General features: G+C 68.1%; 13 protein-coding genes, 1 tRNA gene and 1 pseudogene. 8 read left to right on the top strand and 7 right to left on the bottom strand.

The window, feature by feature from the left end:
• Window positions 1–5: 5 nt before the first annotated feature.
• The 7 genes from hsdR (at window position 6) to ACG2DA_RS09830 (ending at window position 10,917) form a co-directional block, all read left to right on the top strand.
• Entirely contained in the window at window positions 6–2,360 is a 2,355-nt protein-coding gene (gene hsdR / locus ACG2DA_RS09860; protein ID WP_395255422.1) for an EcoAI/FtnUII family type I restriction enzme subunit R, read from the top strand.
• A 51-nt stretch (window positions 2,361–2,411) separates the two neighbouring features.
• A complete protein-coding gene (locus tag ACG2DA_RS09855; RefSeq protein ID WP_395255421.1) occupies window positions 2,412–3,887 on the top strand; it encodes an N-6 DNA methylase in 1,476 nt (491 codons plus the stop codon).
• Window positions 3,887–5,515, top strand: coding sequence for a restriction endonuclease subunit S (locus ACG2DA_RS09850; RefSeq protein ID WP_395255437.1), 1,629 nt, complete (start codon window positions 3,887–3,889; stop codon window positions 5,513–5,515). Before ACG2DA_RS09855 ends, ACG2DA_RS09850 begins: the two co-directional genes overlap by 1 nt.
• A 184-nt stretch (window positions 5,516–5,699) precedes the next feature.
• The gene (locus ACG2DA_RS09845; RefSeq protein WP_395255420.1) at window positions 5,700–6,620 is read left to right on the top strand and encodes a hypothetical protein; all 921 of its coding nucleotides are present in this window, start codon (window positions 5,700–5,702) and stop codon (window positions 6,618–6,620) included.
• 313 nt (window positions 6,621–6,933) lie between these two features.
• A complete protein-coding gene (locus ACG2DA_RS09840; RefSeq protein WP_395255419.1) occupies window positions 6,934–9,168 on the top strand; it encodes a hypothetical protein in 2,235 nt (744 codons plus the stop codon).
• A 69-nt stretch (window positions 9,169–9,237) separates the two neighbouring features.
• Entirely contained in the window at window positions 9,238–10,128 is an 891-nt protein-coding gene (locus ACG2DA_RS09835) for an HNH endonuclease (RefSeq protein ID WP_395255418.1), read from the top strand.
• Between the two features lie 702 nt (window positions 10,129–10,830).
• Window positions 10,831–10,917: transfer RNA gene (locus tag ACG2DA_RS09830), tRNA-OTHER, on the top strand.
• 386 nt (window positions 10,918–11,303) lie between these two features.
• Here the strand turns inward: ACG2DA_RS09830 and ACG2DA_RS09825 are convergent.
• The 7 genes from ACG2DA_RS09825 to ACG2DA_RS09795 form a co-directional block, all read right to left on the bottom strand.
• Window positions 11,304–12,932 carry an arylsulfatase gene (locus ACG2DA_RS09825; protein WP_395255417.1) on the bottom strand — a complete coding sequence of 543 codons (1,629 nt, stop codon included), beginning with the start codon at window positions 12,930–12,932 and terminating at the stop codon, window positions 11,304–11,306.
• Window positions 12,929–14,359: a sulfatase gene (locus tag ACG2DA_RS09820; RefSeq protein WP_395255416.1), complete on the bottom strand. Its 1,431-nt coding sequence runs from the start codon at window positions 14,357–14,359 to the stop codon at window positions 12,929–12,931. The genes ACG2DA_RS09825 and ACG2DA_RS09820 overlap by 4 nt, the downstream gene beginning before the upstream one ends.
• Window positions 14,360–14,415: 56 nt before the next feature.
• Window positions 14,416–15,915, bottom strand: coding sequence for a sulfatase (locus ACG2DA_RS09815; protein WP_395255415.1), 1,500 nt, complete (start codon window positions 15,913–15,915; stop codon window positions 14,416–14,418).
• On the bottom strand, window positions 15,916–16,956 hold the full coding sequence (locus ACG2DA_RS09810) for an aldo/keto reductase (RefSeq protein WP_395255413.1): 1,041 nt from the start codon (window positions 16,954–16,956) through the stop codon (window positions 15,916–15,918).
• 13 nt (window positions 16,957–16,969) lie between these two features.
• Complete coding sequence (locus ACG2DA_RS09805; RefSeq protein ID WP_395255436.1) at window positions 16,970–18,706, bottom strand: sodium/solute symporter; 1,737 nt, start codon at window positions 18,704–18,706, stop codon at window positions 16,970–16,972.
• Between the two features lie 65 nt (window positions 18,707–18,771).
• On the bottom strand, window positions 18,772–20,037 hold the full coding sequence (locus tag ACG2DA_RS09800; RefSeq protein ID WP_395255412.1) for a DUF1501 domain-containing protein: 1,266 nt from the start codon (window positions 20,035–20,037) through the stop codon (window positions 18,772–18,774).
• A 237-nt stretch (window positions 20,038–20,274) separates the two neighbouring features.
• Window positions 20,275–23,262 carry a PSD1 and planctomycete cytochrome C domain-containing protein gene (locus ACG2DA_RS09795; protein ID WP_395255411.1) on the bottom strand — a complete coding sequence of 996 codons (2,988 nt, stop codon included), beginning with the start codon at window positions 23,260–23,262 and terminating at the stop codon, window positions 20,275–20,277.
• A 193-nt stretch (window positions 23,263–23,455) separates the two neighbouring features.
• Between ACG2DA_RS09795 and ACG2DA_RS09790 the strand changes: the two are divergent.
• Window positions 23,456–24,033, top strand: a pseudogene (locus ACG2DA_RS09790) (hypothetical protein); the annotation flags it as partial.

The following is a 24,033-nucleotide window of genomic DNA, read 5'->3' as shown; positions in this document are numbered from 1 at the left end:
CCGCGATGGACAAGAAGGCCCTCAGCGAAGCCGACATCCGCTCCAAGTTCATCACGCCGGCGATCACCGCCCCCGGCAAGTGGGACCTGCAGACGCAGCTGTTGGAGGAGCGGTACTTCACCGACGGCCGGGTCGTCGTCCGCGGCAACCGGACCAAGCGGGAGACCGGCAAGAAGGCCGACTACCTGCTGTTTTATAAACCGGAACTGCCGCTGGCGGTCGTCGAGGCGAAGGACAACCGACATTCTGTCGGCGCCGGCATGCAGCAGGCGCTGGCGTACGCCGAGATCCTGGACCTGCCGTTCGCCTACAGCTCCAACGGCGACGCGTTCGTCGAACACGACCGCACCGGCACGGCCGTCGTCCCCGAACGGGAACTGCCCCTCGACGCCTTCCCCACGCCATCGGAATTGTGGGCCCGCTACCGCACATGGAAGGGGCTGACCGACGCGCAGGAGGCGGTCGTCACCGGCCCCTACTTCAGCGACGGGTCCGGCAAGACGCCCCGGTACTACCAGCGGGTCGCGATCAATAAGACCGTCGAGGCGATCGCCCGCGGGCAGGACCGCGTGCTGCTGGTGATGGCGACCGGCACCGGCAAGACCTACACCGCCTTCCAAATCATCTGGCGGTTGTGGAAGAGCGGCGCGAAGAAGCGGTTCCTGTTCCTCGTGGACCGGAACATCCTCGCCGACCAGACGAAGACCAACGACTTCAAACCGTTCGGGAACGCGCTCACTAAGATCACCGACCGCACCGTCGACAAATCGTACGAGATCTATATCTGCCTGTACCAGGCGGTCACGGGGACCGACGACGCGCAGAACATTTATAAGCAGTTCTCGCCGGACTTCTTCGACGTGGTCGTGGTCGACGAATGCCACCGCGGCAGCGCGGCTGAGGACGCCGCGTGGCGGCAGGTGCTGGATTACTTTTCCTCCGCCGCCCAGATCGGCCTGACCGCCACGCCGAAGGAGACCCGCGACGTCTCCAACAGCGAGTACTTCGGCGACCCCGTCTATACCTACTCGCTGCGTCAGGGGATCGAAGACGGGTTCCTCGCCCCCTACAAGGTGATTCGGATCGGGTTGGATAAGGACCTAGACGGTTGGCGACCGGAAGCGGGTAAACGGGACCGGTACGGCGAACTGATCGAGGACCGGGAGTACAACGCCCGCGACATCGACCGCACGCTCGTGTTGAGCCCGCGGGAGAAGGTGGTCGCCGCCAAGATCACCGAGTTCCTCAAAGCGACCGACCGCCACCACAAAACCATCGTGTTCTGCGTCGACGTCGAACACGCCGAGCGGATGCGGCGGGCGCTGGTGAACGCCAACGCCGACCTCGCGGTCGCGGAAAACCGTTACGTGATGCGGATCACCGGCGACAACCCGGAGGGCAAAGCCCAGCTGGACAACTTCATCGACCCGGAGTCCCCCCTGCCGGTGATCGCCACCACCAGCAAGCTGATGACCACCGGCGTCGACGCCCAGACCTGCCACCTGATCGTGCTGGATCAGGTCATCAACAGCCCGACGGAGTTCAAGCAGATCATCGGCCGCGGCACCCGGCTGAAGCCGGACTACGGGAAGATGTTCTTCACGATCATGGACTTCCGGCAGGCGACCTCGCACTTCGCCGACCCGGACTTCGACGGCACCCCGGTGCAGGTCTACGAGCCCGGCCCCGACGATCCGCCCGTCCCGCCGGACGATTCTGACGACGACGAGGGCGCACTCATCGACCCGATCGACATCGGCGCCCCGCTGGGCGGCGAGGGGGGCGGGGGCCGGACGCGGAAGTATTACGTCGACGACGTGCCCGTGGCCGTCGCCACCGAGCGGGTGCAGTACCTCGGCCCGGACGGCAAGTTGATCACCGAGAGCCTGCGGGACTACACACGCAAGACCGTCCGGGGCGGATACGCGACGCTCGATGAGTTCCTCTCCGCCTGGGACGCCGCCGAACGCAAGCGGGCGGTGCTGGACGAACTCCGCGAGCGGGGCGTCTTCCTGGACGAACTGGCCGAGGCCGTCGGCGCCGATTATGACGCCTTCGACCTCGTCTGCCACGTCGCGTTCGACCGCCCGCCGCTGACCCGCCGGGAGCGGGCCGAGGGGGTGCGGAAGCGGGACGCCTTCGCCAAGTACGGCGAGGAGGCCCGCGCGGTGCTGTCGGCCCTGCTGGATAAATACGCCGACGGCGGGGTGGAGAGCGTCGAGTCGTTCGAGGTGCTCAAGGTTCACCCGTTCGACGGCCTCGGCACCCCGGTCGAGATCGTCCGGCTGTTCGGCGGCAAAGCCGGCTACCAGAAAGCCGTCGCCGAGCTGGAACACGCCCTCTACGCCGTCGCCGCCTGACGCCCGTCCCGTCCGCGGCTCTTTTCTCGCCCCGCCCCACCCGCTCTGTCAATGTCGTCGGTTTCCTCGCTCGTCAAAAGCATCCAGAACGTGATGCGGAAGGACGCCGGCACGTACGGCGACGCCCAGCGGCTGGAGCAGCTCGGCTGGCTGTTCTTCCTGAAGATCTTCGACGACCGGGAACAGGAATTGGAGCTGATGCGGGACGACTACCGCTCCCCCCTGCCCGACGGCCTGCGGTGGAGTGACTGGGCCGCCGACGAGGAGGGGATCACCGGCGACTCCCTGCTCAGCTTCGTGGACAACCGCCTGCTGCCCGGTCTGAAGAACGTGGACGCCTCCACCGGCGACGCCGCCGCGCTGGTCCGTGAGACGTTCGCGGACGTGAACAACTACATGAAGAACGGCACCCTGCTGCGGCAGGTCGTCAACAAGATCAACGGGATCGACTTCAACGCCTCCGCCGACCGGCACCTGTTCGGCGACATCTACGAACAGCTCCTGCGGGACCTGCAGAGCGCCGGCAACGCCGGGGAGTTCTACACCCCCCGGGCCGTCACCCGCTTTATCGTGGACCGGGTGAACCCCCGGCTGGGCGAGCGGGTGCTCGACCCGGCCTGCGGGACCGGCGGTTTTCTCACCTGCGCCATCGAACACCTCCGCGAGCAGGCGAAGACCGGCGAGGACGAGCGGACGGTTCAAAACAGCGTCGCCGGGATCGAGAAAAAGCACCTCCCGCACGTGCTGTGCGTCACGAACCTGATGCTGCACGGCGTGGACGTGCCCTCGAACGTCAAGCACGACAACACGCTCGCCAAGCCGCTGAAGAGCTGGGGCCGCGGCGACCGCGTGGAGACGATCGTCACCAACCCGCCCTTCGGCGGGATGGAGGAGGACGGCGTGGAGGCGAACTTCCCCGCGGACTTCCGCACCCGCGAGACCGCCGACCTCTTCCTGGTCCTGCTGATGCGGTTGTTGGAGCCCGGCGGCCGGGCCGGGCTGGTGTTGCCGGACGGCACGCTGTTCGGCGAGGGGGTGAAGACGCGGATCAAGGAGCGGCTGATGGGCGACTTCAACCTGCACACGATCGTCCGCCTGCCCGGCGGCGTGTTCGCGCCCTACACCAGCATCAAGACGAACCTGCTGTTCTTCACCAACACCGGCGGCCCCACGAAGCAGATCTGGTACTACGAGCACCGCTACCCGCCCGGCGTGAAGAGCTACAACAAAACGAAGCCGATCCGGTACGAGGAGTTCGAGCCGATCCGGGCGTGGTGGGGCGAGGAGGCCGACGGCTTCGCCGCCCGCGAGGAGACCGAGCAGGCCTGGCGGGTGTCCGCCGCCGAGGTAGCCAAGAACGGCTACAATCTGGACGTGAAGAACCCGCACGCCGGCGACGACGGCCCCGGCGACGTGGACGAATTGCTGCCGGAGTACGAGGCCCTGCTGGCCCGCATCGCCGCCACCCGCGCCGCCCTGCGGGACGAACTGCGGACGGCGCTGGAGTCCACGGCGGGGGCGGCGTGATGGACGCCGCTGAGTTCTTAGAGAAGTTCGATACATTCGCCGACCTTCCAAGGGCGGCGGAGAAACTGCGAGTCTTGGTGCTGCACTATGCGGCAGCTGGGCGACTTTGCCGGCCTGATGAAAGCGATGAATCGATCGTCGAAACCTTCCCCGACCTCGCGGATGACGTGGAAGAGAATGCGGGGCGACCGGGAATCACGTTCGGCAGAATCGGGGATTGGAGGGGCGGCGGAACGCCACGCAAATCTGAGGCGAGCTATTGGGGCGGCGAAATACCTTGGGTGAGTCCGAAGGACATGAAGAGCGTCGTAATCGACGACGCCCAAGACCGGATTACACAACAAGCGATCGACAACAGCTCGGCGAAACTGATCCCGGAAGGGTCCCTCCTAATGGTCGTACGGGGGATGATTTTAGCAAGAAGTTGGCCCGTCGCTACCACGTCTCGCGAGGTGGCGATCAACCAAGACATGAAGGCGGTAACGCTCCGCCACCCCGAGTTGCTCCCCTTCGTGCTGCTCGTCCTACGAGCGATGGAACCGACCGTCCTACGGCTTGTAAAAAGATCGAGCCACGGTACCTGCAAGTTAAAAACACAGACGCTTCAGAAGCTTTGGATCCCGCTCCCGCCGCTGGCGGAACAGCGCCGCATCGTGGCGGCGGTGGAGCGGTTGACGGCCCTGTGCGACCGGCTGGAGGCGGAGCACGCGGAGCGGGACGCCCGCGGCGCCGCCCTGGCCCGCGCCGCGACCGCCCGCTTCGCCGCCGACCCCACCCCCGAGACGCTGGAGACGCTGTTCCACGAGTCCTTCGACGTTTCTGCGGCCGACCTCCGAACATCAGTCTTATCCCTGGCGGCCCAGGGGCATCTGGTACCACAGGATTCATCGGAAGGCGATGCGAATGTACGTCTCGCAGAGTTAGAAGACAGCGGGGGCAACCCCAATGTTCGCCGACGAGTTCCAAAAGTCGCCGGCAGCGATGAGGCGGCTGAAGGAAAAACAAAAGCACTCCCAGCAAATTGGGCACTGAGATCCACAGCCTCCCTTCTTCATCTGGGTGCGCTGACGGACCTGAAGGACGGCAATCACGGTGCGAACCATCCGAAAGTCTCGGAATTTTCGGGTGACGGCCTTCCATTCATTACAGCAGCACAAGTATCGAATCACGGAGGCATCGACTACGACGGTGCCTACAAGGTTGGAGATGCAGTGTTGAAACGATTGAGGGTCGGATTCGCGGAGCCCAACGACGTCATATACACGCATAAAGGGAGCGTGGGGAGAGTCGCGATCTGTGACAGGAGGTGCGTCCTGTCACCTCAAACCACCTACTACCGCGTAGACAACTCGACGCTCACAAGTGATTTCCTCCATATTTTCTTGCAAAGTCCCTCGTTCACAGAGCAAGTCGACAATGTAAAGCGGCAAACGACTAGGGACTTCGTCGCCATATCAAAACAGTACAGCTTTCAGTTACACATCCCGCCCCTCGCCGAGCAGCGGCGGATCGTGGCGAAGGCGGACGCGTTGCTGGCGCTGATCGACCGGCTGGAGACCCAACAGACCGCCGCCCGCGACCTCGCCGCCCGCACCCTCGACGCCGCCGTCGCCGCTCTCGTTCGATAGGTCGACGCTCTATGGTGGCCGCGGCAGACCCCGCCGCGGTCGCCGCTGCGCGTGCAGCGGCAACTCCTATTGACATCCGCGGCGCTACGCCGTTTGCTGTGCCCACGGCCCCGCAGTGAACGTCCGTTGGTTAACGGACCGGCGGAGCCTGCCCCGCCGCGGTCGCCAGGGAGGAGCAGCCCCCGTGTACGTCCCACGTCAAGATCTCGTCCTGCCGCCGATCAACGTCTGGATCGACGACCTCGGCGACCCAGGACTCGTCCGGCTGCGGTCGCCGGACCACCCGTCCGGTTCGTCTCCGTGGTTCGGGATGTCCGCCGTGCTGGTAGCGGACCGCGTTGAAAGGAGCTGTGTTGACCAGCTCTCGTTCGTGGAGCGGTCGTTGCCGGGGCGCCGGGGCCGTAGCGTCAAACGCGTTCACTTCCGCGACCTGAGCCACAAGTCTCGCGTGATGCTCGCAGGAGCGGTCGCCCGGCTCCCGGTGCTGACGGTCTCTTATTTGGTCAATAAAGCGCACATCAGTCCGGGCTGTCGAGTCCGGCAGAAGGGGGAGCTCGTCCGGCACGCGGCCCGGGGGATCGTGCGGCTCGTCAGCGATGTTTGCGCCCGCTGCCGCGACGACGAACTGCTGCTGCCGGAGGGTGCGGAGAGCCTCTACCCGGCGTCCAGCGCCGACTGGCTGCCACCGCAGCACGGTCCGCTGAAGTTCGTGTTCTCCCACACGGACCGGCTCCCCCAGCAAGACCTGCGGGCGATGTTTCGCGCCCTGCGGGACCGCGGCGATTCGACGATCGATTGGTCCCTCGTCGACCCGGACGTGATCCGGTCGATGCCGCACGAGTCCCGCGTGATGCTGCACGCGGCGGACGTCGCCGCGTCTTCGCTGGGCGCCCTGCTTAACCCCGATCCGGATCAGTTCACCGAAGCCCGCTATGCGGAGGAGTTGTCCCCACGGTTCTACAAATCGTTCGGGAACAAAGACGATCCAACGGGGTTGGTCGTTTGGCCCCGATCGGCGTGCCTGCCCTCTCCGCTCCGCTGTCTGCACCGGAGTCAGGCTCGCGAAAAAATGAGCGAGGCACCGGTCCCAGTGGTCAGGCCCTAGGCCCTGCCGCCTGTCTGGCAGCCTGGGAGGCTCCGCGTGCCCCGCTCGCGCGGAGCGTATTTCGCGCTAGTGGCCCCGTCAAGCCGCCTCTCGGAGGGCATGTTCATTACGAGGTATTCGGCCCGGCTTTCGGATGCCGCCGTGCGGGACGAACAAGTCGCTTAAGGAGGTTCCGATCGGGTGGGTAGAGATGCCTGTCAAGCTCCGCGACAGGGAACCCGCAAAGCTATGGGTGCCGAGTGCTTGCGGGCTTGCTGCGCAGACCCGTACCGTCGGCGATCCATAGCTTTTGCCGCCCCCGATCGGAACTTTCATGCAGCCCGCCGCGAAGACCGTCCGGACGATCGGCCCCGAACTTCTCTACATCGGGCAACAGGTGCGGAAGCCCGGCGTCCGGTTGGCGTTGGCCTGTCGGGAGTTCAAGCAAAACGCCGTAAACTACGGGGCGACCCGGGCTTGGATCGTGTGCGTGGAGGTCCCGGAGGGGTACGGGCTCTCGCCGGCCGGCCGATACCTGCTGTACGCCCACGACGGGCGCCCGTTCGAATCGATGGAGGCGATGAGGGAGGCGATCATCCCGAACACCTCGTGGGCGGACGGAGACCTGTCGAACAGCGTCTACGGGTCCGGCACGAAGACGGCGGCATTCCTCATGGACCGCAAACCGGAGCGGTGCGGGCTCGTCTACGGAAGCCGGATCGCGGGCCGAGTGACCGGCGTGTGCCTGACCGCCACGAACTTCAACGACTGTCACGTCGCCGACTGGAAGGGGATGGAGCTATGGCTCTCCGCGATGCCGTCCGCCGTGCGGTCGGCGCTCGGGAAGGCGAACGTGTTCTACATGACGGCCTATGCGAACGACGGTCTGTCGAGCCGCCAGCAAAGCCTTTGCACGGCGAAGGGCCTCGCCGAATACGCCCACCTCGCCGGGGACGTGGAGTCGATCGAGGAGACGTTCTACCGCAACGACCTGATCAGCCCCGGGACGACGCTGCCGGGCCACCCGCAGCCGGTGCCGACGCTTAAGCATTACCGCACGCAGTACACTCTTGACAGCTTCACTTTCCCGACGGCTCGCGGGGTGGAGTTGATCGACGAAAGCGGAGACGTCGTCCGCTTCGAAGCGAACGTCACCGTGCACTACCACCCGAATATCTCCGGCAGTGGGTCGGCCGGACGCATGGAACGTCTGCCGGTCGACGGAGCTGACGACATCGACGCTCCCGAAAGCGGGGTGTTTCTCTACAACGAGATGGATTTCGGCGATTCGGACAAGAACTCGGAGCGGGCGTCGATCGAGCCCTGCGCCAGCCACCCGAACGTCGGCGAGAAGGTTCTTCAGCGGCTCAACGTATTCGCGAACCGCGCGGATCAGGACAAGGTCATCGCCTTCGCACGTGAGCGTGGCGCCGCTCTTCCCCCCAGCGAGGGGCTCAAGGCGAAGCCGTTCCTCACGGTGGAAGTGAAGACCCGGTTCCCCGGGGAAGGCGGGAGGCGGGATCTCGTCGGATGCCCGGGAAGTCTTTTCTACGCGCCGGAGTTTCCGTCGAAGGTGACCACGGCGGTGGCCGAGCACCTCCGCGACCGCAGCCCAGACGAGGTCTCCGCGTTCGGAGATTGGGTGCGGGAGCGGTTCCCGGCGGACAGGACCAACCGGATGCCCGACTTGGAGCTCCCGAGCGGAACGAAAGACCGCATCGTCCGGAAACTCTACTTCGAGAATCTCGACGACGGCGGCCAGAAGATGCCGTGGAACCTGAAGGCGACCCCAGGACGTAAGAGCTTTGAGGTGCGCGTCTCGCACGCCGGCACCGGGGAGCCGTTCACGCTGGAAGACAGTCAGTTCAAATGTTCGGACGGGTGGAAGCTCACCCACGATTACGAGGATCATTATCAGCTGATGATCCGGGACCGCTTCGTCGACGACGTCGGCGGCGCTCGCCCGATGACGGAGGAAGAATTCTTCGAAAAGTATGGGGAGAAGCTCAAGGCGACGCTCCGGCTGGAGGTGATGGGCGAGCCGGTGCCGTACCACGCCTTCCAGATCGAGGCGCCGGAGCCGAAGTTCAAGAAGAAGCCGTACAAGAAGAAGGTCGGCAGCGGGAGCGGCGGGCTGCGCCCGCGGCCGGACCTGTGGGCCCAGTTCGAACACCGGGATCTCATCTGCCAGTTCTCCCAGGGCGGGCTCTTCCAGCTGAACGAGGATCACCCGTTCTGGCAGCAGTTCATGGAACCGCCCGTGCTCGACCGGGGGCGGGCGTTCGGCATTCTCGGGCGACTGGTCGCCGAGGTTCAGGAGCGCGTAGAGGTGATGAGCGCACGGCTGCAGATGTTGAGGTCGACCGACTTCGGCGACGATTTCGAGCATATGGAGGCCCGCCTCTCGGACGGACGGGCCATGGTGCTGAACGAGGTCGCCATCTCTGTCATCAAGTCGTCCTCCCGGATGAAGGAGATCGCTACAGAATTTGGCCGGGCGCAGTTGGAGAAGCCGACTGCCGATCTGCTCGACGGCACCATCAATTCTGCGAAGCCGAAGCCGAAATGAGGTCGGCGAGGATGCGATCGAAACCACGTCTGCCGTCAGCCGCTCCTCGTCCGGTAAAATAGCGACCCGATGGACGAAGCCAATGCTTGGCTCCGACGCCTCGCCAACCTCAACGTCTACCGGGCCAAGGGCGGGCCGGCCCCGCACAAGGCCCTGCTCCTCCTTAACCTGCTGGACAGTTTTAAGGAACTGGCGCCGGACGGCCGCACGCTGACGCTCTCCCCCGCCCTCGCGTACCGGTTCGGGGTATTCTGGACGATCGTCGCCCACCGCCGCACCCAGCCGCCCAGCGTGCGGCTGCCGTTCTTCCACCTCTCATCCGACGGGCTGTGGGAGTGCTTCGATGAGGACGGCGCCCCCTGCGACGACCGCCGGAAGGCGGCGACCGCCGTGCTGGACCCGGCCTTCGTCGCCTTCCTGCAGGATACGGGCAATCGCCTCGCGGCGATGCGCGTGCTGGTGGAGACCTTCTTCCCGGTCGAGGAGCGGGCGGAGTTGTACGCCCTGCTGCAGATCGCCGGCCCCGCCAAAGGCGACGCGGAGTTGCCCGTGCCTGAGAGTCCGCCTGCCCGGGGGAACGCCGCCCGGTTCCGGCTGACGGTGCTCAGTTCCTACGACTACACCTGCGCCCTCACCGGCTACCGGCTGGACGCGGTGGACGTCGGCTCGCCGGTGGACGCGGCCCACATCCACGCCCACGCCGCCAGTCGCAACAACGCCCCGCAGAACGGCATCGCGTTGTCGAAGCTGCCGCACTGGCTGTTCGACAACGGGCTGTGGTCGCTGACCGACGACCTGATGGTGCTGGTCGCCGGCGATCGGTTCTTTCGGGAAGCGGCACCGGATCAGCGGGCGTTGGCGGACTACGCCGGGCGAGCTGTGCGGCTGCCGAACGTGGCGGCGAACCGGCCGGACCCGCGGTGCCTGCGGTGGCACCGACGGAAGGTGTTTCTCGGATGAGCGTCGTGAGCGAAACCGATCTCCCGTCCCGCCTGACGCATGATTCGTACGCCGTCGTCCGCGGCGCCTCGAGCGTTCTTGAGGATGCTGCTCCGTCTCGCGACAGCAGCGGCGTGCGTTCCAGCGATTGGCCGGCTGATCGCGCCAGAATCGTTGCATGTCACGATTCGGATCGTGACGCGTCACGATCCGTCTCGATCGGGAGGACGTGCTCGGTCGCGGGACCGCGTCCCTGCTGGACGAGATCGTGCTGCGCGGTACACACACGACCACCGCCGGGTGCAATCGATGCGATTCCGGTGCAATCGGTGCATCTCGGCGCAATTCCCGATTCGCCGCCTATCGCCCATCTGGCAGGTGCTTCCCGCCGGCCGAGGCGGTCTTGGGCTTCCTCCTTCCGTGCGTATTCCATGAATGCGTGGTTCCTATTCCGTGCACGCACGGATTACGGGGGCCCCGGCAGCATGGAGCCGATCGAGCGGTTACGTAACGGCTTCGCCCCTCCTACGATGTGCGGCGTCGTGCCGCACCCGCTCGCGGATGCCGGAAAAGATAGATCCACCGCGGAGGCACCCGGCGAAAAGTGCCTCATAAGTGCCTCCATGTGGGGCTACACGACGCCACGCCGTCGCCCGACGACGCCATACAGGACCCGCCCCATCTCATTCTCCGACAAACACTTGAAACACGAATCAACCTACTGGCACAGCGTTTTCTCACACCGCATATCGCGGACTTAAAATCCGCCGGGGCGGAAGCCCCGTACGGGTTCGAATCCCGTCCCGGCCAGTATTTTTGTAGCGCGAGAGGGGATTGACGGTGGGGCGGGCGCGGTGGGATGTCGGTGGGTTTCGCCCTCGGCGGCGTCGGTCGGGGTCGTCTGGACGGGCGTGTGCCGGGGCCAGGCGCGGCGTTGCTGCGGCAGGATGCGCTGCGATCAGCAGAAGCAGACGCTTCGCCGCGGGGCGTGCGCACGAGGTCGGCTCGTCGTCCTTCACCTTCACTCCGCCGGCGGCGCCGATCGCCGCGGCCGGGGGGTTCGTCCGATCCGCCGCTCGACTGCCCCTCAGGCCTCCAATAGAGACAGCGAACGCCGGACGGTGCGGTCGGCGACGGGGGCGCCGTCACGTTCGCGTGCGGGAGCCGCGGGTCGCGGTCGGCCCGCAGGCCCCTGTTCAGAACCTGTCGCCGTCCGCGGCCCGTGCCGGGCGGTACTCGTCCAGCAGCGCCTCCATCTCCGCCACGACGGCGGGACGCTCGCGGAAGAGGTTTCGGGTCTGCGAGCGGTCCGCGGCGAGGTCGTACAACTGAGCCGGCGGCGCGTCGGGTTTCATGCGGCCGTTCTCGAAGTCGCTGTTCTTCGACCCGACGAAGCTGGCCGCCGGCGGGCCGGCGAAGCCATGGTCGCCGGGCTTCCGGCCGCCGAAGCCCCCGCTGCCCCGCCGGGGGATATACATCCACTTCCCGGCGCGGACCGACAGGTGCGTCTCCCTCCGCGGGGCGAGGACCAAGTGATCCCGCAGCGGTTCCTCCGGCTCGCCGACGAGGGCGGGGAGCATGTTCACGCTGTCCGCCCGCCGTTCGTCGGTCAGCTCGAACCCGGTCAGCGCCGCGAAGGTCGCCAGCAGGTCCACGTTGCCGAGCAACTGGTCGGAGACCGTCCCGGCGGGGATGCGGCCCGGCCAGCGGGCGATCAGCGGCACGCGGTGCCCGCCCTCCCACACGCCGAATTTAAAGCCGAGCAGGTCCCCGTTCTGCCGGTGGCCGGCCGCGAAGGCGGCCTGCCCGCCAATGTTGAACATCCCGCCGTTGTCGCTGGTGAAGATCACCAGCGTGTCCCCGGCGAGCCCGTTCTGGTCGAGACAGGCGAGGACCTCGCCGACGATCCAGTCGAGTTCGTGGATCGCGTCCCCGTAAAGCCCGGCCTCGCTCGTCCCCTGGAACCGCTCCGCCGGCGTGAACGGGTGGTGGACGTTCGTCGTCGAGAGGTACAGGAAGAACGGGTCGTCCCCGCGTCCCTCGACGTGCTCCTCGATCCACGCGACCGACTTCCCCGCGAGCGTCGTGCCGACCTGGTAGTCGTTGAACAGGGCGTGGGCGGCCTCGGCCCCGGCGAACTGGTTGGGGCTCCGTTGCGCGGCCTCCGGCGGGATCGGCGTCAGCGGGACGGTCCCCTTCGCGTTCCGGCCGAGGTGGACCAGCGGGTCGGCGGGGTCGCCGCCGACCAAGCGGTCGTTTTCCACATAGACGTACGGCGGGGCGCTGTTCACCACCGGCACCCCGAAGTAGTAATCGAACCCGAGGTCCTGCGGACCGGGCCGGAGCGGGACTTGCCAGTCGTTCTTTTCGGTTTTGAACCCGAGGTGCCACTTCCCGAAGGCGGACGTGGCGTACCCTCGCTTTTTAAAGACGTCCGCGATCGTGAGTCGGTCCGGCTCGATCAGCAACGGCGAGTCGATCGGCGCCGGTCCCCACACGCCCCGCCCGCCGTTCGCCCGCACCGGGTACCGCCCCGTGAGCAGCGCGTAGCGGGACGGCGTGCAAACCGCGGAGACCGAATGGGCGTCGGTGAACCGCCGGCCTTCCGCGGCGAGGCGGTCGATGTGGGGCGTGTTCACATGAGTCGCCCCGTAACACCCCAGATCCCCGTATCCCAGGTCGTCGGCGAAGATCAGCACGACGTTCGGCGGAGGATCCGCGTTCGGCGGGGAGTCCGCCCGGCCCGCGGCCGCCAGCGACAGCGCCGCCGCGACGGCGAGCGAACGGACGAACAGTCGTGAGGCGCTCTTCATCGGACTTTTCATCGCACCTTCGAGGGGGCGTGGCGAGGGGGCGTGGGCATCCGGGCGGACGTGTCGGCGAGCCAGCCTTCGAGCTTGCGACGCATCCGTTCCGCCCGGTCCGGGAAGTCCGCCGACACGTCGCGGGTCTCGCCGGGGTCGGTCTGCAGGTTGAACAGGGCGTCCTCGATCACGCCGTGCCCCAGATAAAACTTCCAATTGCCTTCGAGGATCACGCTGCCCATATAGTAAGAGACTTCCATGCGATTGTGCGGGAAGTGCCAGTACAGGGCGTCGCGGTCCAGACGGTCGGCGCCGCGGAACAGCGGCGTCAGGTCGACCCCGTCCGACGGGACCTCTGCGGACGGCGATCCGCCGGCCGCCCGGACGAAGGTGGGAAAGAAGTCCATGCTGGTCACCGGAACCGAGCAGGTCGTCCCCGGTTCGATCACGCCCGGCCAACGGACGATCATCGGGACCCGCAGGCCACCTTCGAGCAGCGAGGCCTTCTTATCGGCCAGGCCGGCGGTCGGGATGTGTCCGCCGTTGTCGGAGTAGAACACGACCAGCGTGCGGTCGCGGTTCCCGGTGGCCTCCAGCGCGTCCAGCACCTTCCCGACGGCCCCGTCCAGCGACTCGACCATCGCCCGATAGGCGCTGCCGCCGTTCTTTCGGACCAGATCCCGCGGGGCCTTGATCGGCGTGTGCACCGAGTAGGGCCACAGCGAGAGATGGAACGGGCGGTTTCGGTTCGCCTCAATAAAATCAGCCGCCTCGTCGCCCAGTCGGTCGGTGAGGTACTCGCCCGGCTCGCGGTCGGGGATCGTCGCGTTCCGGTAGGGGTCGAACCAGGACCGCGGCTGGCCGTACGCGCACCCGCCGACGTTGACGTCGAACCCGTACCGCTCGGGCTGGTAGTCGCGGCTGACGACGCCGCCCTTCGTGCCGATCGACCCCTCGCCGGCGAGGTGCCACTTTCCGATGAAGCCGGTCGTGTAGCCCAGTTTTTTAAGTTCGCGTGCGTAGCTGGGGAGGTCGAGGGGGAGGTGATCGAGCGACTCCGCGTCGCGGGGGCCGCCCTCCGGTCCGGGGCGGACGTTGCCCGCGATGCCCGGGATATGGGTCGTCAGACCGATCCGGGCCGGCGCCAGGCCGGTGATGCAGGCCGCGCGGGTCGGCGAGCACACCGGGGCCGCCGCGTAGGCCCGGGTGAACGTCATCCCGTCGCTCGCCAGCCGTTGCAAATTGGGGGTGTTGAGGTCCGGGTTCGTCCCGTCGAGGTCCACCCAGCCCGGCCCGAGGTCGTCGGCCATGACGAACACGATATTGGGCGGCCGCTCCGGATTGGGCGGTCGCTCCGGGCCGGCGGCGTCCGCGGCGGTTCGCGGAGCGACGAGCGACGCGACCAGCGCCAGCAGTTTGAGCCCCGTCGGCAGCGTTCGACCCGGCATTGCTCGGCCCGTCATTGCTCGGCCCGTCATTGCTCGGCCCGTCATTGCTCGGCCCGTCATCGTTCGCTCCTTTCGCCGGACGGGCGGGGCGTCCGCGGTTCGTTGAGCCAGGCCCGAAGCTCGGCGGCCAGCGACGCCGCCACCTCCGGTCGCTCGTCCAGCAGGTTCCGCCGCTCGTTCGGGTCGGCCCCGACGTCGAACAGTTCCACCGGCTTCCCGTCGAGGGCGAGCAGCTTCCAATCGCCCCGCATCGCGACCTCGGTCGCGTACGGTTTCGGCTTCGGTTCGTGGCGCTGCATGTGCCTGTAGAGGTCGAGCTGCCAGAAGACCGTCCCCCGTTCCTCGGCGGTCGGCGGGGGACCGCCCGTCAGGTGGGGGAGCAGGTTGAGCCCGTCGAGCTGCAGGTCGTCCGGCAGTGCGAAGTCGGCCGCGGCGCAGATCGTCGGCAGCAGGTCGTTGGTGTGGGCGAACGCGTCAGACGTCCGGCCGGCCGGGATCCGGGCGGGCCACCGGGCGATCATCGGGACCCGCAACCCGCCGTCGTGCAGGTCGGTTTTCCCGCCCTTCAGATCGCCGACGTATCCTTCGTACGCCGCCCCGTTGTCGCTGGCGAACAGGACCAACGTGTTCTCCGCGATCCCCAGCCGGTCCAACGCGTCCAGGATCCGGCCGACCTTGGCGTCCATGTGTCGCACCATCGACCGGAACCGTCGCTGGTCGTCGCTGATCTCGTCGCCTTCGTCCGCGGCGGCGGCGGACCAGTGCGGCTCCGGGGCGGGCTCGTACGGCTTGTGGGGGACGAGCCACCACACGTTCAGGAAGAACGGTTCGGGCTCGGCCGCCAAACGCTCGATCGTCTCGACCGCGAAGTCGCCGTTCGCGTCCGTGAGGTGTTTTTCGTAGTACGGATCGTCCGGACCGACCCGCCGGTCGTTCCGCAGCAGGACCGTCCCGCCCTCCCGGAACAGGGTGCGGTCCCGCCCCATGCGGCCGCGGAGGGGCTGCTGTTCGATCTGCGTTTGATAGACCTCGAACCCGTGCTGCCGCGGCCCCGGCTGATTCTCGAGGCGGCGGCCCTCTCCGCCGGGCTGCAGGTCGTCGACGTGCAGGCCGCCGAGGTGCCACTTGCCCACGTGTGCAGTCCGGTAGTCCGCCCCCCGGAGGAGTTCGGCCACGGTGGTCGCCGACTCCGGTAGCCAGCGGCGCACGTCGCTGAAGTGCCGCGTGATGTTGAACCGCAGCGGGTAGCGCCCGGTGAGGACCGAGGCCCGCGTCGGCGTGCAGACCGCCGAGGCGGCGTAGAACCGGGTCATCCTCACCCCCTCCGCGGCGAGCCGGTCCAGATGCGGCGTCTCCACGGCGGGGCTGCCGAAGCAGGACAGGTCGCCGTACCCCAAATCGTCCGCCAGCAGCAGGACGACGTTCGGCCGGTCGGCGGCCGTCCCGGTCTCGGCGATCAGACCGACGAGGGTCAGACCGACTAACGCGTGGCCGAACGGCGTGAGACCGGCGAGGTTCGACGCGAGCCGCGGCCGACCGGCGAACGGGCGAAACATCTAATCGGTCTCCGAATGAGCGTGAAGTCGCCCCACCGGCGCCGCGGCGCCGACGTTGGCGATCCCCGGTCCGAAATACCTCTTGCCGAGGGGCAGGATCATCGGCTCCTCGAACGGGCGCCGCGGAACCATTGCGGCGATCTCGTCCAGGCGAGCGACGACGTCGTCCGGCAGCGGCCCCTTTGCCGCCGCGGCGACGCTCGCCTCCAGGTGCTCGACCGTTTTGCAGCCGATCGGGACGGTGGAGACGACGGGGTTCGCCAAGACGAACCGCAAACACAATTCGTGCGCCGGCAGCGCGGCCTGGTCGAGCAGGTCGTAGTACGCCAGCAACTGCTCCCGACGCGCGTCCGCCAGCCAGATCGGCTGCTCGCGGACCTCCCGGTCGGCGCGACGCGTCAGAAACCCCTGACCGAACGCCGAGCCGATCACGACTCCCATGTCTCGCTCCGCCGCCGCGGGAAGGACGGCGTCCGCGGCCTCCCGGAACAGGGCGTTATAATTGAACGCGGTGAGGACCACGTCGAACCGGTCGCTTTTCACCAGCGCCGTCAGTTCCGTCACGGTCGTGCCCGCCAGCCCGACGTACCGGACCGCGCCCGCGGTTTTGAGTTCGTTGATCAACTCCAGCACGGGACCGGCGAGCGGGGCGTAGCTCGTCCACCACGGGTACTGCCCCGGGCGGTCGGGCTCGTGGATCATCAGCACGTCGATCGCGTCCCGCCCCAGCAGCCGCAGGCTCTCCTCCAAGGACCGCCGCAGCCCGCGGACGTCCTGCGCGTCGAACGGCTGCGGGCGACCGCCGATTTTGGTGGTCACGATCAGCGGGGCGTCGAGGCCCGCGATCGCCCGGCCGACGGTCGCCTCGCTGTCGGCGTAGGCCGGGGCGGTGTCGATCGCGTTGATCCCGTGGTCGACCGCCCGCCGCACGATCCGGGCCGTCTCGTCGTTCCCGCCGCCCAGCGAGGACGTATACAGCCCGCCGATCGACAGCACGCTGACGTCGATCTCCGTCCGGCCGAGGCGTCGGCGTTCGAGCATTAAAAACCGTCGGTCAGCGGAACAGGGAATACAGAACGACCATCGCCAGGACGAGTCCCGCGGACAGCAACCGCGGGTCGCCGAGCCGGGAGCGCCCCGGGATCTTCAACGCGGCCAGCGGGGTCTCCCAAGCGAGGTCGGCCCCGGTGAGAGGCGGCCCGGTAATCGGCGCCCCGTGCGCTGCGCCGCCCTCCGCGAGACCCGCGGCGGACGGCTCCCGCGGCGGGTCCGGCCAGAGCAGACTCAGTGCGGCCTGAGCGGCAATGCAGAGGACGCACAGGTAGAACGCCATCATCATAAATCCGCCCGGGAGCTGATTGAGCGGGTTGTCCGGCCGCAGCGTATTCAGGGCGAACACCGCGACGCCCAGCAGCGACCCGCCGATCAGCGTCGCGGCCGCCGCCGGGCCGCTCGCCCCCCGCCAGAACACCCCGAGCACGAGGACCGCCGTGATCGGCGGCGCGACGTGCGAGATGATGCTCGCCATCCCCTCGAAAATGCTCGTGAACAGGTTCAACGCGGGCACCAGCGCGACCGCCAGCACGAGGGCGGCGCCGGCGGAAACCCGCCCGGCCCGGACCAGCGCCCGGTCGCCGATCGTCGGCCGGAACCGCCGGACGACGTCGTAGCTGATCAACGTGGAGATTGAATTGAGCGCTCCGGAGACGGTGCTCATCAACGCCGCCATCAGGGCCGCGACCAGCACGCCCCGCAGGCCCGGGGGGAGCAGCTCCGTAATCATGCTCGCGTAAATCCCTTTGGAGCGGACCTCGCCGTCCTCGACGAGCATCGACAGGTCCAGCCGGCCGTCCCGGTACAGGGCGTAGGCCAGCAGCCCGGGCAGCACGAACAGGAACACGGGCAGGATCTTGAGCACGCCCGCGAAGATCGGTCCCCGCCGGGCGTGGTCCTCGTCCTTGGCCCCCAGTACGCGCTGCACGATCGTCTGGTCGGCGCACCAGTACCAGATCCCCAGCACCGGGTAGCCCAGCAGCACGGCGTACCAAGGCATGCCGTCCGCGTCGCCGTGCGGGCGGAGCATCGACAGTTTTTCGGTCTCCCCCTCCCGTTCCAGAACCGCCGTCAGGTTCGCCCACCCGTCCCACCCGCCCGGGGCCTCGGCCGTCCCGCCGAGGTTCCAGAAGGCCAGCGCCGTGATCAGCGCCGCGCCGGCCAGCAGCACGACGGTTTGAATGCACTCCGTGACGACGACCGCCAGCAGCCCGCCGACGATCGTATACAACCCCGTGAGCGCGCACAGCACGACGACGCTGGCCATCATCGGGATCCCCAGCAGTTCCTCCAGAATGATCCCGCCGGTCAGCAGGGCGAACGCGATGTGGATCACGACCCCCGTCAGCACGGACACGAACGCCAGCCCGTCCCGACAGACGCGGTTGTACCGCCGTTCTAGAAAGTCCGGCAGCGTGGCGATGCCGGAGCGGACGTAGAACGGCGCGAAGAACAGCCCGAGCGCCACGAGCGTGAAGCCGGCCATCCACTCGAAGTTGCCGTACAGCAGGCCGGTGTCGAACCCGTTCTGGGCGAGGCTGACGAGGTGCAGCGTGGAGATGTTCGTGGCGAACAGGGCCAGGCCGACGCTCGCCCAACCGAGGCTCTTCCCGGCCAGGAAGTATTCTTCGGCCGCCCCCGCCCGCCGCTTGTGACGCCACGCGGCGAGCAGGCCGACCGCCACGATGCCGAACAGATAAGCCGCCGCGACCGTCAGGTCGACGGCCCCGAGGCGCACCCGCGGGCCGCCGTCGCCGAAAACCGCGTCCCCGGCGGAGAGGAACGCGAGCGGCGGCGGGACGGTCAAGCGATCACCCCGTCTACGACGTGGCCGTGCACGTCGGTCAGGCGCATGTCGCGGCCGCCGAACCGGAACGTGGAGCGGGTGTGGTCCACGCCCATCAGGTGCAGCATGGTGGCGTGGAGGTCGTGCATCTCGACCCGGTTTTCGACGGCTTTATAACCCCACTCGTCGGTCGCTCCGTAAATCACGCCCGGTTTGACGCCCCCGCCGGCCATCCAGACGGTGAACCCGTATTGGTTGTGGTCGCGGCCGTTCTTGCCTTGGGCGAACGGCGTGCGGCCGAACTCGCCGGCCCACACCACCAGGGTCTCGTCCAGCAGCCCCCGCTGCCGGAGGTCCTTGAGCAACGCGGCGATCGGCTGATCGACCGCCCGGGCGTTGTTTTCGTGGCCCTTTTTCAGGTTGGAATGCTGGTCCCAGCGGTCGCCGGCGACGTTGGGGCAGGTCAGCTCCACGAACCGCACGCCCTGTTCGACCATCCGCCGGGCGATGAGGCACTGCCTGGCGTAGGTGCGGGTGTGCTCGTCCTTCGCCTCCATGCCGTACTGCTTCCGCAGGTACGCCGGCTCGTCGGCGATCGACATCACCTCCGGAACGGCCATCTGCATCGCGTAGGCGAGTTCGTAGTTGCGGATCGCCGACTCCAAGCTGTCGTGGGCGCCGAACTGCTCGGCCGCGAAACCGTCCAGTTCGGCGATCAGGTCGAGCTTCTCGCGTTGCCGGGCGGGCGTCGGCTCGTTCGGCTTGATGTTCGCCACGCCCGTGCCGGACGGTTTGAAGATCGAGCCCTGATAGCTGGCCGGCAGGAAGCCGCTGCCGAAGCAGTCCAGCCCGCCCGGCGGGATCAGCCCGCCGTTGAGCACCACGAACCCGGGCAGGTTCTGCGATTCGCTGCCCAGCCCGTAGGTCGCCCAGGCCCCCATGCTGGGGCGGCCCTGCAACCCGCTGCCGGTGTGCAGGAAGTAATTGGCGAAGGTGTGCTCCGGGAACTGGGAGGTCATGGAGCGGATCACCGCCAGCTCGTCCACGCAAGTGGCCACGTGGGGGAACAACTCGCTGACCGGGATGCCGGACTCCCCGTGCTGCTTGAACTTCCACGGGCTGGCGAGCACCGTCCCGTTGTTGTTGAACTGCGTCGGCTCGACGTCGAACAGCCCGCCGGGGTCTTTGCCGTCGTATTTCGTCAGCGCCGGCTTGGGGTCGAAGGTGTCGACCTGCGACGGGCCGCCGTCCATGTACAGGAAGATCACGTTCTTCGCCCGCACCTCGTGGTGCGGCCCGTGCCCGGCCCGGCTCCGGCGCGGCGGGGCCGTCGGGGCTGCCGGGGGCGTCCGGGCTGCCGGGGGCGACGGCGGCGAACGCTTTGTCGCGGCCGAGGGCGGCCAACGCGAGCGCCCCGAACCCGCTCCCGCAGCGCGCCAGCATCTCGCGACGCGTCGCGGGCCGGGTTCCGACCCGTCCGCAGGGATAGGCGCCGGCGTCGTTCATCGGAAGGCGGTCGCTCATCGGAGAAAGATAAATTCCTTCGTGTTCACTAACACGTGGGCGAAATCGGCCCAGAGCGACGCGTCGTCCGGCGCGACGCCCCGCTCCGACGCCCGAGCGGCGAGGAACCGGGACGCCGCCCCCCGCTCCCGGTCGGTCGGCCGCCGGCCGAACGCGGACAGGTACATCCGCTCGAGCCGCCGCGCCGTCGCGTCGTCGTCAGCCCCCGGCGTCGCGGCCAACGCTCGTTCGCTCCACTGCCGCGACAGGTCCGCCACGAGAGGGTCGTTAAGCAGAATCAACGCTTGGGCGGGCACGTTCGAGACGTTCCGCCGGCCCATCGAACTGAACGGGGCCGGCGTGTCGAACGTCAGCATAAACGGCGAAAGGAAATTGCGGCGGACGGCGACGTACACCGATCGCCGGCCGTCGCCGTCCGGCGGCCCGTTGACCGCGGGCCGCCCGCGGCCGTCCATGAACGGCGTCAGGTGGATCGGCACCGGCGGCCCGAAGGCCGTCGGGTCGAACCGGCCGGACAGGACCAGCAGGGCGTCGCGGATCGCCTCGCCCTGCAGGCGCCGCGGCGGACGGTGATGCCACAGCTCGTTGTTCGGATCGACGGCGAGCGCGGCCGGGTCGGCGTAACTCGACATCCGATAGGTCCGCGACAGCGCGACCGACTTGATTAGCCCCTTCAGGCTCTGTCCGTCCTCCAGGAACCGGGCGGCGAGGTGATCGAGCAACTCCGGGTGCGTCGGCCGCTGCCCGAGGACCCCGAGGTCGTCGACGGTCGGCACGATGCCGCGTCCCATCAGGTGATGCCAGACCCGGTTGACGACGACCCGCGCGGTGAGCGGGTTGTCGGGAGCCGTGATCTCGTCGGCGAGCGCCAGCCGCCCGCTTCCCGAGGGGATCGGCAGCGGATCGTCGCCGGAGATCGCCGTCAGGAAATGCCGCGGCTCTACGTCCCCCGGCTTCGAGGGGTTCCCCCGAATCAGGATGCGGCCGTCCTCGCCGGACCCGTCCATCATCGCGGGGGCCAACCGCGACGTTCGGACGATCTGCGAGGCGAGCCGGTCGCGCTCCGCCCGCCAGGCGCGGACGATCTCCGCGGCCGCCTCGTCGGCGTTCAGGACGGCTTCGGCCGCCCGGGCGTACTCCTCGGCCGGTTGATCGAGCGCGGCCAGCCGTCGGTCGAGGTCGGCCCGCCCGTCGGCGTCGAGCCCCTGCACCACCATTCGGACCGTCATCCGCGTGTCCGCCGCCGGGACGAACTCCAGGTGCAGGCGGTGGCCGACGTAGCGGGAGAGGTTCAGCGTCGTCCACCGTCGGTCGGGCTTGACCGCGACGATCGTCTCCTTGTGGAGCGGCCCGGCCACGAGTCGATGTGAGTCGACGCAGGCGACGACGTGCCCGGCCCCGTCGATCCGGCAACTGACGACGCCGTCCTTCAGCTCGAACGTCGGCGAACGGAGCGTCCGGCCGCTTTTCGGCAGCTTTGCGAGTTCGCTGCGGTTGTGCACCGTCCCCTCCGTGACGGATTCTAGTCCGGACCAGATCGGGTCGCTGACCGCGGCGCCGAAGCGGGCCACCGTCACCTCGTCCGCCGCGGCGGAGAGATGCGGCGCGCCCGCCGGCCGGGGCGAGGGGCCGAACAGAAAGCCGTCCTGCAGGTACAGGCTCTGCGGAAGATCGGCGTAGTCGACGACGACCGCCTCGTCTTTGAGGCCGCCCGTCTCCGACGGCCGCCGGACGCCGCGCCGTTCGAGCAACTCGACGAGCCGGCGCCGGTACTTCGCGTCGACGGAGGCGAGCCGCTCGGAGACGCGGCGGTTCTGCTCCATCGACTCGAACCGCACCTGGCGGTAGTCGCTGCTCTGCAGGAAGCCGGAGAGCGAGTAATAATCCGCCGTCGAGATCGCGTCGAATTTATGATCGTGGCAACGGGCGCAGGCGACCGTGACGCCGAGGAAGGTTTTGGAGGCGACGTCGATCATATTGTCGAACCGGTCGGCCTCGTCCTTCCGGGTGTCCACCGGCGAGTGCACCCATTCTCCCAGGAACCAGAAGCCGGTTCCGAGGACCGACTCGTTGAACCCCTCGGTCGGATGCCGCCGCGGCTCCTCGAGCAGATCGCCGGCGATGTGCTCGCGGACGAACTGGTCGTACGGCACGTCGGCGTTGAACGCCCGGATGACGTAGTCGCGGTACTGGAAGGCGTTCGGCGCGTCGTTGTCGAACTCGTGGCCGCGCGACTCGGCGTAGCGCACCAGGTCGAGCCAGTGACGCGCCCAGCGTTCCCCGAAGTGCGGCGAGGCCAGCAGCCGGTCCACGACCCGCTCCAACGCCCCCGGGCGGTCGTCGGCGAGAAACGCCTCGACGTCCTCCGGCGTCGGCGGCAGCCCGATCAGATCGAAGTGCAGGCGCCGCAGCAGAGCCGTCCGGTCGGCGTCGGGCGCGGGCGCCAGTCCCGCCTCGTCGAGTTCCGCGAGCACGAAGCGGTCGATCTCGCCGTGCGGCCACGCCGGGTCGGCGACCTCCGGGATCGCCGGGGCGGCGACCGGCTGCCAAGACCAGTGCTCCTCCTTCCGCCGTTCCAGATCGAACGCGTCGCCCGCCCGTTCGGCGACCGGAGCCGCCTCGTCCGGCCACGGCGCCCCCATCTCGACCCAGCGGACCAGCGCCGCGATCTCTTCCTCAGCGAGCTGCCCTTTCGGCGGCATCTCGTACGACTCGTACCGCACCGCCTCGATCAGCAGGCTGCCGTCGGCGTCGCCCGGGACGATTGACGGCCCGTAGTCCCCCCCCGCCAGGTGCCCGGCCCGGCTGTCCAGCAGCAGGTTCGCCTCCAGCCGCTCCGCGGCGGCGCTGTGGCATTCGTAGCAGTGCTCCGCAAGCAGCGGCCGGATCTCGCGTTCGAAGAATTCGAGTTGCTCCCCGGTCGGACGGTCGTCGCCGACCGCGATCTGCGGGCCGATCCCGCTCGCGAACAGCGTCGCGAGCATCGCTGCGGTCGGGACAGTTCGTATCACGGAGCCGGGGGGATGGACCGGGGGGCGGACTGACTCTTCGCCGCGGGATCCTACGGCGCGGGCCGGACGCCGGGGCGCGACGGGTGAACGAATATTGATGTCGAGGCCGGATCTGTCGATGATGTCCTGCGACACCGCGCTAAGAAATTGCGACACGCCGCCCATCATGAGCCGCCGCCCGCGAGACAACGTCGCCCTGCTCATCGAATCGTCTCGTTCCTACGGTCGGGAACTCCTCAAAGGGGTGGCGCGGTACGCTCGGACCCAGGCGAATTGGTCGCTGCTTCACCAGGAGATGTCGATTGACGACACGCCCCCCGACTGGCTGGAGGCGTCGTCCGTCCGCGGAGTGATCGCCCGCGTCGACGACCACTCCGTCGGACGACTGCGGGCGCTGGGGGTCCCGGTCGTGGACGTTCGCTGCCGGCACGCGTTCGTCGGAATCCCCCGCATCGACACGGACGACCGGGCGGTCGCCCGGCTCGCCTTCGACCACCTGCGGGACCGCGGGTTCGAACGGTTCGCGTTCTGCGGCTACGAGGCGACGCATTACTCAATAAGGCGGCTGCGGTTCTTCCGCGGGTTCGTCCGGGACGGCGGCTTCCCGCTCTCGGTCTACGAGTCGCCCCGGGCGGCGCCGTCCGACGCCGCGACTTCGGGCACGGCGACTTCGGGCACGGCGACTTCGGGCACGGCGACTTCGGGCACGGCGACTTCGGGCACGGCGACTTCGGGCACGGCGAC

It is taken from the genome of Alienimonas sp. DA493, assembly GCF_043951915.1.
Lineage (GTDB): Bacteria > Planctomycetota > Planctomycetia > Planctomycetales > Planctomycetaceae > Alienimonas.
This window is presented reverse-complemented; position numbering and strand designations above follow the sequence as displayed.

Coding starts and splice junctions, on each gene's coding strand:
- ACG2DA_RS09835 (WP_395255418.1), top strand. CDS start 9,238: ATGGACGAAGCCAATGCTTGGCTCCGACGCCTCGCCAACCTCAACGTC.
- ACG2DA_RS09855 (WP_395255421.1), top strand. CDS start 2,412: ATGTCGTCGGTTTCCTCGCTCGTCAAAAGCATCCAGAACGTGATGCGG.
- ACG2DA_RS09820 (WP_395255416.1), bottom strand. CDS start 14,359: ATGCCGGGTCGAACGCTGCCGACGGGGCTCAAACTGCTGGCGCTGGTC.
- ACG2DA_RS09850 (WP_395255437.1), top strand. CDS start 3,887: ATGGACGCCGCTGAGTTCTTAGAGAAGTTCGATACATTCGCCGACCTT.
- ACG2DA_RS09810 (WP_395255413.1), bottom strand. CDS start 16,956: ATGCTCGAACGCCGACGCCTCGGCCGGACGGAGATCGACGTCAGCGTG.
- ACG2DA_RS09840 (WP_395255419.1), top strand. CDS start 6,934: ATGCAGCCCGCCGCGAAGACCGTCCGGACGATCGGCCCCGAACTTCTC.
- ACG2DA_RS09795 (WP_395255411.1), bottom strand. CDS start 23,262: ATGCTCGCGACGCTGTTCGCGAGCGGGATCGGCCCGCAGATCGCGGTC.
- ACG2DA_RS09825 (WP_395255417.1), bottom strand. CDS start 12,932: ATGAAAAGTCCGATGAAGAGCGCCTCACGACTGTTCGTCCGTTCGCTC.
- hsdR (WP_395255422.1), top strand. CDS start 6: ATGGACAAGAAGGCCCTCAGCGAAGCCGACATCCGCTCCAAGTTCATC.
- ACG2DA_RS09815 (WP_395255415.1), bottom strand. CDS start 15,915: ATGTTTCGCCCGTTCGCCGGTCGGCCGCGGCTCGCGTCGAACCTCGCC.